General features: G+C 45.1%; 14 protein-coding genes and 2 pseudogenes. 10 read left to right on the top strand and 6 right to left on the bottom strand.

The window, feature by feature from the left end; all coding sequences use genetic code 11:
- A partial coding sequence (locus tag AACS90_RS02280; protein WP_099121613.1) for a TIGR03747 family integrating conjugative element membrane protein occupies positions 1 to 664 on the top strand: 664 nt, incomplete at its 5' end.
- Positions 665 to 752: 88 nt separating this feature from the next.
- On the opposite strand, the gene AACS90_RS02285 is transcribed toward AACS90_RS02280, so the two are convergent.
- On the bottom strand, positions 753 to 1,370 hold the full coding sequence (locus tag AACS90_RS02285) for a TetR/AcrR family transcriptional regulator (protein WP_099121614.1): 618 nt from the start codon (positions 1,368 to 1,370) through the stop codon (positions 753 to 755).
- Positions 1,371 to 1,462: 92 nt separating this feature from the next.
- Between AACS90_RS02285 and AACS90_RS02290 the strand changes: the two genes are divergently transcribed.
- Both AACS90_RS02290 and AACS90_RS02295 read left to right on the top strand, forming a co-directional pair.
- The gene (locus AACS90_RS02290) at positions 1,463 to 2,071 is read left to right on the top strand and encodes an NAD(P)H-dependent oxidoreductase (protein ID WP_099121615.1); all 609 of its coding nucleotides are present in this window, start codon (positions 1,463 to 1,465) and stop codon (positions 2,069 to 2,071) included.
- A gap of 204 nt (positions 2,072 to 2,275) precedes the next feature.
- Positions 2,276 to 3,127: a hypothetical protein gene (locus AACS90_RS02295; protein ID WP_153043652.1), complete on the top strand. Its 852-nt coding sequence runs from the start codon at positions 2,276 to 2,278 to the stop codon at positions 3,125 to 3,127.
- Positions 3,128 to 3,243: 116 nt separating this feature from the next.
- Here AACS90_RS02295 and AACS90_RS02300 read toward each other — a convergent pair whose 3' ends face one another.
- Complete coding sequence (locus AACS90_RS02300) at positions 3,244 to 3,936, bottom strand: DUF5710 domain-containing protein (protein WP_099121617.1); 693 nt, start codon at positions 3,934 to 3,936, stop codon at positions 3,244 to 3,246.
- A 238-nt stretch (positions 3,937 to 4,174) separates the two neighbouring features.
- On the opposite strand from AACS90_RS02300, the gene AACS90_RS02305 reads away from it, so the two are divergent.
- The 7 genes and pseudogenes from AACS90_RS02305 to AACS90_RS02335 all read left to right on the top strand — a co-directional run bounded on the left by AACS90_RS02305 (position 4,175) and on the right by AACS90_RS02335 (position 7,200).
- Complete coding sequence (locus AACS90_RS02305) at positions 4,175 to 4,411, top strand: integrative conjugative element protein, RAQPRD family (RefSeq protein WP_371635327.1); 237 nt, start codon at positions 4,175 to 4,177, stop codon at positions 4,409 to 4,411.
- Positions 4,408 to 4,644, top strand: a complete 237-nt coding sequence (locus AACS90_RS02310) for a TIGR03758 family integrating conjugative element protein (protein ID WP_099121618.1) — start codon at positions 4,408 to 4,410, stop codon at positions 4,642 to 4,644. The genes AACS90_RS02305 and AACS90_RS02310 overlap by 4 nt, the downstream gene beginning before the upstream one ends.
- Positions 4,645 to 4,723: 79 nt before the next feature.
- Positions 4,724 to 5,056 carry a TIGR03745 family integrating conjugative element membrane protein gene (locus AACS90_RS02315; RefSeq protein WP_228860284.1) on the top strand — a complete coding sequence of 111 codons (333 nt, stop codon included), beginning with the start codon at positions 4,724 to 4,726 and terminating at the stop codon, positions 5,054 to 5,056.
- 10 nt (positions 5,057 to 5,066) lie between these two features.
- Positions 5,067 to 5,441, top strand: a complete 375-nt coding sequence (locus tag AACS90_RS02320; protein ID WP_099121620.1) for a TIGR03750 family conjugal transfer protein — start codon at positions 5,067 to 5,069, stop codon at positions 5,439 to 5,441.
- Positions 5,441 to 6,097, top strand: coding sequence for a PFL_4703 family integrating conjugative element protein (locus AACS90_RS02325; RefSeq protein ID WP_099121621.1), 657 nt, complete (start codon positions 5,441 to 5,443; stop codon positions 6,095 to 6,097). Before AACS90_RS02320 ends, AACS90_RS02325 begins: the two co-directional genes overlap by 1 nt.
- Positions 6,094 to 6,483: pseudogene (locus AACS90_RS02330) on the top strand (TIGR03749 family integrating conjugative element protein); the annotation flags it as partial. The gene AACS90_RS02325 and the pseudogene AACS90_RS02330, both read left to right, overlap by 4 nt.
- Positions 6,484 to 6,774: 291 nt before the next feature.
- Positions 6,775 to 7,200, top strand: a complete 426-nt coding sequence (locus AACS90_RS02335) for a hypothetical protein (RefSeq protein WP_099121622.1) — start codon at positions 6,775 to 6,777, stop codon at positions 7,198 to 7,200.
- 194 nt (positions 7,201 to 7,394) lie between these two features.
- On the opposite strand, the gene AACS90_RS02340 is transcribed toward AACS90_RS02335, so the two are convergent.
- From AACS90_RS02340 to AACS90_RS02355, 4 genes and pseudogenes are all read right to left on the bottom strand, one after another.
- A complete protein-coding gene (locus tag AACS90_RS02340; protein WP_099121623.1) occupies positions 7,395 to 8,192 on the bottom strand; it encodes a hypothetical protein in 798 nt (265 codons plus the stop codon).
- Positions 8,193 to 8,201: 9 nt separating this feature from the next.
- Positions 8,202 to 8,798: pseudogene (locus AACS90_RS23365) on the bottom strand (RHS repeat-associated core domain-containing protein); the annotation flags it as partial.
- Between the two features lie 184 nt (positions 8,799 to 8,982).
- Positions 8,983 to 9,261: a DUF6881 domain-containing protein gene (locus AACS90_RS02350; RefSeq protein ID WP_099121626.1), complete on the bottom strand. Its 279-nt coding sequence runs from the start codon at positions 9,259 to 9,261 to the stop codon at positions 8,983 to 8,985.
- A complete protein-coding gene (locus tag AACS90_RS02355; RefSeq protein WP_099121627.1) occupies positions 9,258 to 12,122 on the bottom strand; it encodes an HYD1 signature containing ADP-ribosyltransferase family protein in 2,865 nt (954 codons plus the stop codon). The genes AACS90_RS02350 and AACS90_RS02355 overlap by 4 nt, the downstream gene beginning before the upstream one ends.
- Positions 12,123 to 12,190: the final 68 nt, after the last annotated feature.

Below are 12,190 nucleotides of genomic sequence, written 5' to 3'. Positions count from 1 at the left end.
CATTGGCTTTATTGTGATGTCGTGGTTATTCAGTCTGTTACTGGAATACCTCGGGATGACTTTTTTCTGGCCGGATGAGGGCGCGGCTCACAGCCAGACGATGATGAAAACCGAGCTGCAATTTTTATCCACGGAATTTACCCGGAGTCTGTTGTTGTCAGAACCTTCACAGACGGTCTCTGAGTGGTTGATGCAGGCGTATCAATGGCTGTTTGTCGACAGTGGTTTTCTGCACTGGATACAGGGGAAATCGCACTCTCAGCTTAGTAGCCGCAATGATTTTCTGCGTGAATTCAATACGGTATTACAGGAAGTATCGGGTTATTTGCGAGAATATGCGCTGGCTACCGTGTTTATCACGATGGTGACGTTAATTCGATTAGCCATTCTGGTGCTGTCCGTTCCGTTGTTTGTGATGGTGATTTTAGTCGCATTGGTTGACGGACTGGGACGACGGGATTTACGCCGTTATGGTGCAGGCTATGAATCCAGTTTTGTGTATCATCATGCTAAACGGGGCATTAAACCTGCCTGTACCATTCCTTGTGTGTTGTATTTATCGTGGCCGGATGTGGTGCACCCTACCGTGATATTGTTGCCAGCGGTGTTACTGTTAGGTATGGTCGTTGTGATTACCACATCGATGTTTAAGAAATACATTTAAATTGCTGGACGATGGCATACAAAACGGTTGTTGGTTTTGTATGCCATTGTCAGCAGACAAGCCGCATGGCGGCGCGTCAGTCTGGCAATCAAAGACTTCTTTCAACCATCGCAATGATGATGGCAGAAAGTTCGATTTCTGCCTGAGTTTCCGTGATATCGCCGTTAGCGGCTGCATAGGATAACGTTTCTGCGGCTCCCAGCATTGCCCAGAGACTGGCAGTGGTTATTTTTCCGCTTTGGGTATAGGGCACCAGTATCCCCCGGCATTTCTCGACAAAAATTCTGGCATATTCGCGTTTGATTTTTTCGAGTTCAGGTGAACCCGCTAATGCAGCGAGAATACTAGGTATTTCACGTCCCTGAAGCAGTACACAATTAATATAAGAGGAGGCAATGACAGCCGCTTTTTTTTCCAACGTGGGTTCGCTTTGTTGAATGGCGGTGTCCATGATTATCGTTTGGCGATTATCAAATTCCGTGTACAGGGCTGCCAATAGCCCCGAACGTGTACCAAAATGACCATATACGACCGGTTTTGTCACGTTAGCTTTCTCAGCCAGTTTGCCTAGCGTCAGTGCTTCTGTGCCCTCATCCCGAATGATTTTCCAGGCAATAGCTGTTAGCTGTTGATAACGCTCTTCCCTTGTGAGGCGAATACGTGTTTGTGAATTAGCTAGTTTTGAATGGGCTTTGTTGCTTGACATGCTTATATACCAAAGGTAACTTACTAATGGTAACCTACTATTGGTACATAGATTACGCTTGTCTTTTATCATATTCAAGAAGGAGGCATTTGGTGCACGCACTTATCGTTATCTCACACCCTATCCCTGACTCTCTCAGTGGTCATGTGGCTCAATATATTGCCGATGGTGTTATGCAATCAATTCCCGGGAATAGTGCCGAAATTGCCGATCTTGCTGAAGAAGGGTTTGATCCGAGGTTTACTGAAGCGGATATAGCGGCTTTTTACAAAGAAAGTTTACCACCGGCTGATGTGATTGCTGAGCAATCGCGTATAGCCCGCGCTGACGCACTTGTCCTGGTCTATCCGGTCTATTGGTGGACAATGCCTGCTTTACTTAAGGGATGGATCGATCGCGTGTTCTGTCATGGTTGGGCTTATAACGAGCATCCTGATGGCCGACTGGAAAAAAGACTTCAGCACCTTCCGGTTCATTTGGTGGCTATTGGTGCGGCGGGCAGAGAAACCTATTTAAAACATGGTTTTTGGGACGCCATGAAAACCCAGATTGACCATGGCATTTTTGATTATTGTGGCGCACCCGTTATCACTTCAGCTTTATTGCTGCACCCTGAGTTAAAGGATAAAAATGCCTATCAGGAAGCGGCATGTGACATTGGTCGTCACATTTTCAATATGGCTGAAGTTTCAGAAGCATAATGTCCAATGAACGCAGAATTAAGATCAACTTCCTGCCATTTTAAAGATATCCATAAAAGTATGAGGCCTGCGTTCATAAACAAGCTGCACAGAAGCGCAGCCAGTTTGCAACCGATATGAGATTTTGTGATCAATAAGCTATCAGAAAAAAAGAGAAAAGATTTAAATCTTATGGATGACTTTTATTAGGAAATATTTTTGAAAATGGATATGAAAAAACCCAAGAATATCTATGTATTGAAATACGCTGAGACTGGTACGGATGGATGGGCATATGGTAGACCTTCGGGGATAAAGCCTTGCCAGTGGCCAAGAAGTCGGGTCAACGGCGTACCGATGGCACATATTTTCACCGTAAAAATTCCGGCTGAATATAATGTGAGAAGTTCTGATGTAGAATATTTATCTGTTTTTCAGTCTAGTGATTTTGAAGATGACGAAGAGGAAGGCGTCAATGAATTTTTACAGGAAGACGGCGACGCGTTAGACAATAATGCTTTTTGGCAAGAGTTAATCTTATACCGTAATAATATGCATCCACGCGAAGTGTATCAGGTTGACGATATTGGTGGAGGTTGGTGCTTCATTTACCTCACAGAAGAAGAAATTTCAGGAAAATTGTGTGAGTTACCCAGTAAAAATTGCCTGCCAGCTGATTATGAGTCAATGCATGAAATTAATTGTTTTTCCAGTGATCAGCCTGCTAGGTATTTCAATTTAGAAGCATATTCTGATGATCCTAACATAGGAGTTAAGCCAGAGGAATATCCAGATTGGCTCGGTGATATTGAAACTATTGATAATTTGAAAATTGAAGATATTAAGGGATATATACCCATATTTCATAAAGTCAGTGAAAAACTGAATCTTAATTTAGATAAGTATTTTTATAATCACCATTTTGGTGGGACTGCACACCCAGCACAATCTATTCCGGATGACTTGAGTGAGTTTTATTTTGAGTTTGATGAAAGTTTGGGTGATCCCAATATAGGTGGGGATGGTGTGGCTCAAATAGATTTATTAACGAACAAAATTCACTGGGCTTGTGGATGATAATGAGTATATCGGTAGTTATTTGATTATATTATTACTCAGCGGCGATTTTTATCATTAAAAATTCAGATTTGATGTAGCAACAAACCCCATCAAATCTGGATGTTAAGGCTGGATTAATGGCGATATCTGGACGGGGTATTAATTACCTGCGTCATGGATTCAAACCAGTCACAGGCCTGACAGGCCCGGTTGCTTCCCTTTGGATCGAAACAGTAATGTTCGTGCGAAGTATCTTCACAATACACTACGAATGGCTGATCGATTCGGTGCAGCTGAATAGTCGCCGCCTGTTTTTTGGAGGCCGGAAAAAACGCGCCACCGATGTCGGCAAACAGTTCGGTATCGTCCTGCTGTGCATCACAGTGTTCGCAGTGGTTTATCCAGTGCTGTCGGTGTAATTGTTCGCTGATGGCTTTGCGCAGGGTGTGGTGAAAGCCGGGTAGCACATTACGCACGATAGACGGGATATCGACGAGATAAAACACAAATGCCGGTCTGTCCTGTTCGGTGTAGTCCACTTCCGTGTCGGGTTCCTCATCCTTCTCTGCTTCCAGTAATTGGTGTCCGGCGGGTAACATAAAGGCAGTGACGGTGGTGGGTTCATGACAGTGCGGACAGGGTATCCGGGTTTGGGCGAGATACCAGTATTCCGCATGCACATTGTAAAACGGCAGCCACTGCATAAACGGCGCCGGGTCAAAACTGCCATCGATATACCAGATTTGGGCGGCCGCATCCCAGTGTGCGCCCAGCTTTTTCACTGTCTCATACTCATCATCGGGGACGTGTAAATCAATCCGCAGCATATTACTCCTTCATTGTGAAATCATTAATCAAATAAATTAGCCAGACTATTTAGCTAATTTTCATCAAAGCATAAAGAGTTTATTACTGATCTGATTTAGAAAACACCGCATCCTCGCATTCGGCGTCTATGATGAGGGGAGTTGTTATGCGTGGTGGCTTTTTGATATCCGGTGCGGCCTGTCTGCTGGGATTGACTATATTGTGTATGCCAATCGCACAGGCGGCTGAGAAAGATGGTTGGCCAGCGCCAAACGTCTGATTGAGCAGGTACAGATGGCACTGGAACGCGCCAGCATCGCCGAAAAGCAATCTGCCCCGTCAGAACATCCTCGTTATCACTTTGATTATTCACGCATCAGGGCCGACCTCCATACCCTCAAAGCCGGTATCGACCGCTATCTGAGTCCTTCCCGCGATCAGCCCCGTGTTCCCGTACCCCTCTCCGGCGATTACCGTCAGGAACATCCACAATGACCCCTGTCCAACGCCATGCCTTTGAAGCGGCTTCAGGACACTTTGATGTCACTTTTTTATATCTGGTGTGTGTCGGATTTTTCCTGGCCACGTTGTTTTTGTGGGCGGCCTGGGCGGCGGTGGATGTCTGGAATGGCTGGGCGAATGAAAAAGTGCGTAATCAGACCCTCAGGCAGTTTGCTCTTCGAACCGCAGTATTGCTGGTCGTGGCTGTCTGGATGTTTGCCAGTTGAATCAATGAACACAATAAAAAGGAACTGAATCACTATGAAACGAATTTTTACGGCCTGCCGTCAGTTCAGCACAAACCTGATGACCCGGGTCAGCACTTTTCTGTTGCTGCTGGGTGTTTCCTGTGAATCGGCCTGGGCCGATTTACCTTCGATTGAACCGCCCTCAAGTGGGGGGCGTGGCGGATTAATGGGGCAGGTAAAAGGGTATGCACAGGATGGCATTGTGATTGGCGGGCTTATCCTCTCCGCAGTCGCATTCTTTAAAGTGGCCTCGGCGGCAGTGGAAACCTTCTCTGAAGTGCGCGATGGCAAAGCTACGTGGACCCAGTTCGGCTCGATTATTGTGGTCGGTATTGTGTTGCTGGTTGCGGTGATATGGTTGCTGGCAAAATCGGCCAACATTATTTTTTAAGGTGCCGCAGATGCAGACGATCCCCTTTTTACCCGATCGCTTAAACGCCGAACCCGTTGTATTTCGCGGCTTCACCACGCCGGAGATGGGAATAGCCGCCATCGCGGGGTTGGCCCTCGGTCTGGTGGTCAGCCTTCCCTTCATTCCGTTTGCCGGTTGGGTGATGCTGCCGACCGGCATGCTGATGATGCCGTTGTTACTGATGAGCGTTGGCGGGCGCTGGCTTGCCACCTTAAAACGGGGCAAACCGGAAAATTATCTCTGGCAGAAACTGGCCGAGAAAAAACGCCGGTTAGGGCTGGGTGACCCGACCTTGATTATCGCGGCGCAGGGCTGGTCACTACGCCGCAGCATGCCAGCGCACCGCAACAGGAGAGGCGTGTGATGAGTCGCTTTCGTCATGCGGTCAGAAACCGGGACCAGCATATTCTGACCCTGCGGGTGGCGTGCGGTATTCTGGTGGGGGTGCTGTTGATAAGTCTGCTGGGCTGGATGGCGTCCCCGCGCAACCTCACCATTCATAACCCGCCGGATTTACGCAGTGGCAGCACCCGGGCGTGGTGGGAAGTGCCGGCACCGAGTGTCTACAGCTTTGCCTTTTATATTTTCCAGCAACTGCATGCCTGGCCGAAAAACGGGGCACAGGATTATCCGGCGAAAATTGAAGCCTTATCGCCGTATCTGACGCCGGCCTGTCAGGATTTTCTGCGTGCGGATGCCCGAACCCGGGCTGACAGCGGTGAACTGCTCGACCGGGTGCGGGTGGTGTATGAAATCCCCGGCCGGGGCTACGAGACCCGCAGTGTGACGGTACGTGACCGCGATAACTGGGTGGTGCGGTTGGATTTGGTGGCGGATGAATATTATCACGCCGAACCAGTCAAACGGGCATTGGTGCGCTATCCGCTGAAAGTGGTGCGCTGGGAAGGCGATGCCGAGCGTAATCCGTTTGGTCTGGCACTGGATTGCTACGACGGGATGCCACAGCGGCTGGAAGCGCTGCCACCGCCAGCGGAAGAGAAAAAAGGCGTATTTCAATGAGAAGAGATGTATTTGACTGGCGCGGTGTCGGGCTGGGGCTGCTCAGCCTCCTCCTGTTCTGCGCTGGCGCAAAAGCCGATGAGCTGCTGACATGGGAGCGTATTCCATTACCGGTTACGCTTCAGGTTGGGCAGGAGCGGATTATTTTTGCGGACCGGAATGTCCGTGTCGGTCTGCCCCAGATACTCAGTGATAAATTACGGGTACAGAGCACCGGCGGCGCGGTTTACCTGAAAGCGAACAGTGCATTCCCATCAACCCGGCTGCAATTGCAGGACAGTGAGAATGGCGAAATTATCTTACTGGATGTCACAGCGGGAAAAACTGATGCCACTGAGCCGGTACGCATTATTTATCCGAATGAAAAACAACCTGATTCAGCTAAAGAACCACAACCCCAAAGCCAATCCCCATTATCTGCGCCCGTTCCTGTGCTGGCTTCGCTACTTATTTTTACGCAAAAAATAATGTGTAAAAACCGTTAATCATAAATCTCATCTGCTATGTCCATATGCTGCGTATTTCTTGGAATGTGTATTTTTATTATTGTTTGCAATTAGAAAGTCTATTTGTCTGATTTTATTTAAATGTTAAGGTTAGTTATTTCGTTATTGAATTAATAATGAAAATAGTTAAATTAGAACGCATTTAATGAGCTGAGAAATGGATTAAAAAAAGTGACGAACGATGCCAATGAAAATAGTAAGAGCAGGAAGAATAAAAAACATACTGACTATTTTATCCCTTATAGAACGACGTATGATTTACGTTTAAGTAAAAGGGAGCCTAATTTAATCAACATACTGAGACAGGTTCAAGGCTATGAATATGGCTTTTTTACTGTGTCAGGTGTCCGCCCTTGGTCTCAGCGGAGTGGTGGGAAAAATAATTCTATTTATGTCGTCAGATGCCGGTGCGGTAAATATGCGGTCAGAACATTAAAAGCGATTAGAAATCTTAATAATGTTAATGATATGTGTGTGCATTGCCAGCACCTGTTTAATCGAAGGCGTAAAGAAATTTTTCACACGACAGGAGACGATGTGGATTTGTCAGAATTAACCGGAATTAAATGTAAAATACCTTTGGAAATAAAAGAATAGAGAGCAATGTAATATTTCTTGATGAATTTTTAGGAATATGCTTTATTTTCTATACGTGAGGGGAGCTTGTTTTCACAGTAGTGGAACATTGATAAAATAATATTTTTAGGGGCGGGATTTAGTATAATTATCAAATTTATGATGATGCTATAAGACTAACTACCGGAAGAATATGAAGATCTTCCGGCATTTAATCAAGGTGGTTTTCTTGTTGTTTTATTAGAGGTAGAGGTTTTCCAACCTATTAACAGTCCCGATTCTCCACAAATTTTGTTTATTTCATCAAGTTCAGAATCTTCTACCTTCCATAACCAAAGCTCATTGTTTAATTTTATTAATGAACTATTTTTATCATCGTTTAATATCCATTTTTTCAACTTTACATTTCCGACTTTATTTTCAAAATGAACATTGTTTATTATGTTGTAAGGATAAATCATCCTTAGTATACTATTATTATATCTCTCTTTTCCATTAAATCTACCAGGTATTTCTTTTTTAAAAAGAGTCGGATTTTCATATGAGTACAGACTTACAAGATTATTTCCGCCTGCATAATAAAATGCTTTTGTTACACTATCAGTATTATAGATAATACCATAAGAGAAACTCACTTTTTCAATTAACAACTTAATAAATGAAAGAATTTTCTCATTGTTACTATTTTCGTTAGGGATTTGCGCATCTATATGAAAAAAACCGCCAAATTCATTAGTGACATAACCAAAGGAAGACAACCAAGGCTTATGATCGCCTTGTTCACAATACATTCTAAAAGAGGTTGCTTCTTGAGCTAAGATTCTATCTTTCAGATCGGTAAATGAAACTTCTATTAGTTCATGATCACCGGTATGATCACCATTTTCTATATATTTAAAATATCCTGTACTGGTAATAGGAATTTCAAAAACACTAAAGAACAAACTACCTAGTTCATAAGCGATAATTGGCGGTAATTTGTTTGAATTATATATTGCTATACCTGTATACATAATTTCTACCTATATACTTGATATCAAGCTATCTAACATCGATTTCATATCCTTAGCTTTATATGTATGTTCAAAAACTAAGATTTCACCTTGCTTATTGGTAGGTAAATTACCCATAGCTGTTTCATTACGTGTGGTTAATGTTGGTAATTTCTTGCCCATGTCAGTCTTTGAGGCTAGTTCAATTGAATGAACTTTACCATTAACATCAACGGCCATAATATCTGGTCTTCTTCCTGAAGTCCCGGTGCCATGAGCAAAACTATAAGACCTATTTAAATAAATCTTTTCAAATATTACCACTCATAGCAAGTTTATTCGCTATGACTTCTGAAAATTGGTCATGGCCCGGTGTTTTATCTTTTTGTTCTGTACCATAAATTTTGGCTCCGTTAACTTCTCTTACAGGACAAGGCGCTAATCCCAGTGGATCTATAAAGTTTGTTGGATTATGAATATAAGAGTATGGATTAAATCCACCCAGCAATCCTATAGGATCGGCACTAAATATTGCCCACTTCCTCCATCATAATATTGAAAACTATTATAGTATAATCGGCTTTCTTTATCTTCATACTGTTTGGCGAAGCGCAGGTTGCAGTTAACATGATAATCCACACCATTCGCAGTGGTACCCACTGTATCAGACAATAGTACCAGAGCCAGTAAAATTAGTTCAGTGAAATGAAGCTGATAATGAGTAAACTGATTGGCGATTATAATGAGGGATAATTTAAATAAGATTAATTAGAGGGGTATTACCCCTCTAATACTATGTTTAATATCTCAATTAAAGCTGGGAGTATTTAATCCATAGAGAATTAAATTCTTCTTTAGTTATATTAAAAGCTTCAAATTCAGTATCTTCATTTATTTCATTTACTTCAGGAACTGGAACTTCACCCAATATAGTACTTCCTGTAGTTTTATCCTCTTGAGCATAACTAACTTTTCCATTAAGGAAAATTTCAATTTTCCTTATTTCATACCTATCCTCATCCAATTCGCTATATATTTCAAATGGATAGTCATCATCATTATGCTTCCAATACACTTTTATATATGTCATTTCATATTTTTCCCAAAACCGATTATTCTTCCTGATATATCAAGAGGTTCTTTACTCAAATTCACAAAAACTCCTTCCCTACCATTAACAACATTTAACCCTCTAACATCAATTGCTATATAGTTTTCAAATTTTCTACCCTGATAGGGAATACCTAAGAAGGAATGAGATAATTGACCATTTCTTTTTGATTTAGGCAATATATCTGAAAAATATTGACCATCACCATACCTAGCATCTTTGGGATTGTTGGCTTTTAAGGATGGGTGTAATTTTTGTGAACTTAATATGCCTTCAAGTCCTTTGTTATCAGTATAATGGTACAAAATATTTGGATCACCTTTAGAGAGTTTACTTGCCTCTAACGCGGTATAGCCTTGTTGTCGATAATCCTTATATCGTGCAAATTTTTCAGGACAGGCTTCTAACCCGAATGGGTCAATTAAACCAGTTGGATTGTGCACATATCCGTATGGATTCAATCCACCCGCCAGATTCAGAGGGTCTGGCGTCAGGTACTGTCCTGTCTCCCGATCATAATACCGAAAGCGGTTATAGTATAACCCACTTTCCTCATCCTCGTACTGGCCCATGAAACGTAGATTACAGTTGACGTGATAATTTGCATCATTGGAAGCGATGACTTGGGAACGTTCCGCCTTACCCCATGTGGTCAGCCGCTGTGCCCAGACCAGCTCACCTTCCTCGTTCAGCATCTCGCGTGGGGTGCCCTGATGGTCACTGACGATATAGTGGAGCTTGCCTTGCTCAAAACGGGCTGATGGAGTTAATGAACCGGGTTCATAGAGCCAACGGATACGTTGACCTTCTGCCGGTGTGCCATCGGCGTAAATTGGCGTTTCTTCGATAAGCTGGTCACCGCTCCACAGATAATTCTGCCCCATCATTGTGTTGGGTTTAACACTGAGATCCGGCTTGCCATTGAGCCAGCGCTGTAAATTGGCCGCGGCCAGTTTTCCATCGTGTACTTTCAGTTTACGAATTCTTCGCCCGAAAGCATCATAGCGATAATGCCAGCGCGAGCCGTCCGGGGTTTCACATTGGGTCAATTGATTCAGCACATTCCAACGATAGCGCCACACTTGTGGCCGGAAACCGTCACGCTGCTCAGTTTTTTCAATGAGCCGCCCGTTGGTGTCATAACGGTAGTGAATATTGCCGTGCTGCACGACACGACCGGCTTTCTGGCGTTGCGTGATGTGGGTGATTGCGCCGTGCGCATCCACGGGAATATGCTGGCTTAAGTTGCCATTAGCATCATAACTGAACTGCTCTTCATACGGGCGTCCCCCCTGATACCGGGTCTGTGTTATCTGACCGTTGGTATTGTAGCGGTAACGGGTCTGTCCCCAGCGGCCATCATCAATCACCCGGAGGTTGTACGCCCGGTCATATTGCCAGCTACGGTTGATTGCCGTGGCCTGTGGCGGAAAATGGGGATCGTTTTGTTGCAGGGTTTCCCGGAACAGGGCGGTTGCCCGTCCGGCTGACTGATAGGACAGTAAACCCGATGCGGTATAGCGGCTGGCCAGGATAAAGCCTTGGTCACTTTCCCGTACTATTTCTTGTCCTAACGGATCATGCTGTAAAGACAACGGGCTGTGTTGGTTAAACTGGAAACGGTTTAACCCGCCCATTCGGTTATAACCAAAATGCAGCGTATCATCACCCAGCGTTTCTGCAACAGGCAGGTCGTTGAGGCCATCCCATTCATGCGCGATTTCACGTCCGTTCAGACGCTCACTTATCAGATGCCCGGCCTCGTCATATTCGAATTCCACCACTGCATCCGCAGAGACGGCCCGGGTCATCCGACCTTTGGAGTCGTAGGTATAGGCCGTCTCAGCCTGCAAGGTCGTGTCTAATTTCCCGGCCAGCCAGTATTCCTGCCGTACAATCTGGTCGTTGGCATTATAACAAACACGAATGAGCTGACCGTTGGGATACCGTGTCAGGGTTCGGCGGCCGGCTCGATCATAGGTATAGTCGATCGTGCGTCCGGTAAAATCGGTTTCACGAATAATTTGTCCGGCTAAATCCCGATCATAGCGATACGTTTCACCGGTGGCCATCGTCACGCTGTTCAGGCGAATTAAGCGGTCATAACCAAAATGCAGAACCGTCCCATCCGGGCGGGTAAGCTGAGTCAGGAGGTCAAAGGCGCCATAGCTATAACGGGTGATGTGTCCCTCACCGTCGGTGATTGAAGTGACCCGCCGCTCATTATCATAGCCGATATGCTGTTTTACCCCGTCCGGCAATTCAATTTCCGTGACGCTGCTTTCCGGACTGGCATGGAATGCACAGTGCTGATAACGGGTTTGCTGACCCAGTGCATCGGTCATACTCCGTAGCCGCCCCAGCCCGTCCTGCTCATAGCGGGTGGTATAGCCGTTGGGCGCCAGAACACCATGAAGCCGGTGCTGTTCGTATTCATAACGCCATTGGGTACCATCAGGCAGCACCCGCCTGAGGATTTCACCATGCTGGTTGTAACGGTATTCTTCCAATCGCCCCTGCGGGTCGGTCACGGCATCCAGTGCGCCCAGATCGCTGTAGTGAAAAAGCCATTTTTTGCCATCCGGCAGTTTGGCCTGCACCAGTTGACCGTATTCATCATAATCGTAGACAAACATCTCACCAGAAGGCTGTATTAGTTGGGTCAGTTCCCCGTAGGGCGTGTATTCGAACAGCGTTTTTCTGCCCAGGGGATCAGTTTCTGACAGTTGATGGCTCAGATCCCATTCCAGCACAGTTTCCCGACCCAGCGGGTCAACTTTACGGGTGATTTGACCGTCTTCATTGTACCCAGACTGTGTAAAAACCGTGATTTCATCCAACAAACATCGATTTGGGTTGCATTTAAGCAACCCGATTAGCGCTCATCGCATTCACAATGTTTTGATGC

Source organism: Xenorhabdus sp. KK7.4 (assembly GCF_963876465.1).
Lineage (GTDB): Bacteria > Pseudomonadota > Gammaproteobacteria > Enterobacterales > Enterobacteriaceae > Xenorhabdus > Xenorhabdus stockiae.
The sequence above is the reverse complement of the archived record's forward strand: the minus strand, read 5'-3'. Positions and strand labels throughout refer to the sequence as shown.

Coding starts and splice junctions, on each gene's coding strand:
- AACS90_RS02340 (WP_099121623.1), bottom strand. CDS start 8,192: ATGTATACAGGTATAGCAATATATAATTCAAACAAATTACCGCCAATT.
- AACS90_RS02300 (WP_099121617.1), bottom strand. CDS start 3,936: ATGCTGCGGATTGATTTACACGTCCCCGATGATGAGTATGAGACAGTG.
- AACS90_RS02350 (WP_099121626.1), bottom strand. CDS start 9,261: ATGACATATATAAAAGTGTATTGGAAGCATAATGATGATGACTATCCA.
- AACS90_RS02285 (WP_099121614.1), bottom strand. CDS start 1,370: ATGTCAAGCAACAAAGCCCATTCAAAACTAGCTAATTCACAAACACGT.
- AACS90_RS02295 (WP_153043652.1), top strand. CDS start 2,276: ATGGATATGAAAAAACCCAAGAATATCTATGTATTGAAATACGCTGAG.
- AACS90_RS02325 (WP_099121621.1), top strand. CDS start 5,441: ATGAGTCGCTTTCGTCATGCGGTCAGAAACCGGGACCAGCATATTCTG.
- AACS90_RS02310 (WP_099121618.1), top strand. CDS start 4,408: ATGACCCCTGTCCAACGCCATGCCTTTGAAGCGGCTTCAGGACACTTT.
- AACS90_RS02320 (WP_099121620.1), top strand. CDS start 5,067: ATGCAGACGATCCCCTTTTTACCCGATCGCTTAAACGCCGAACCCGTT.
- AACS90_RS02315 (WP_228860284.1), top strand. CDS start 4,724: ATGACCCGGGTCAGCACTTTTCTGTTGCTGCTGGGTGTTTCCTGTGAA.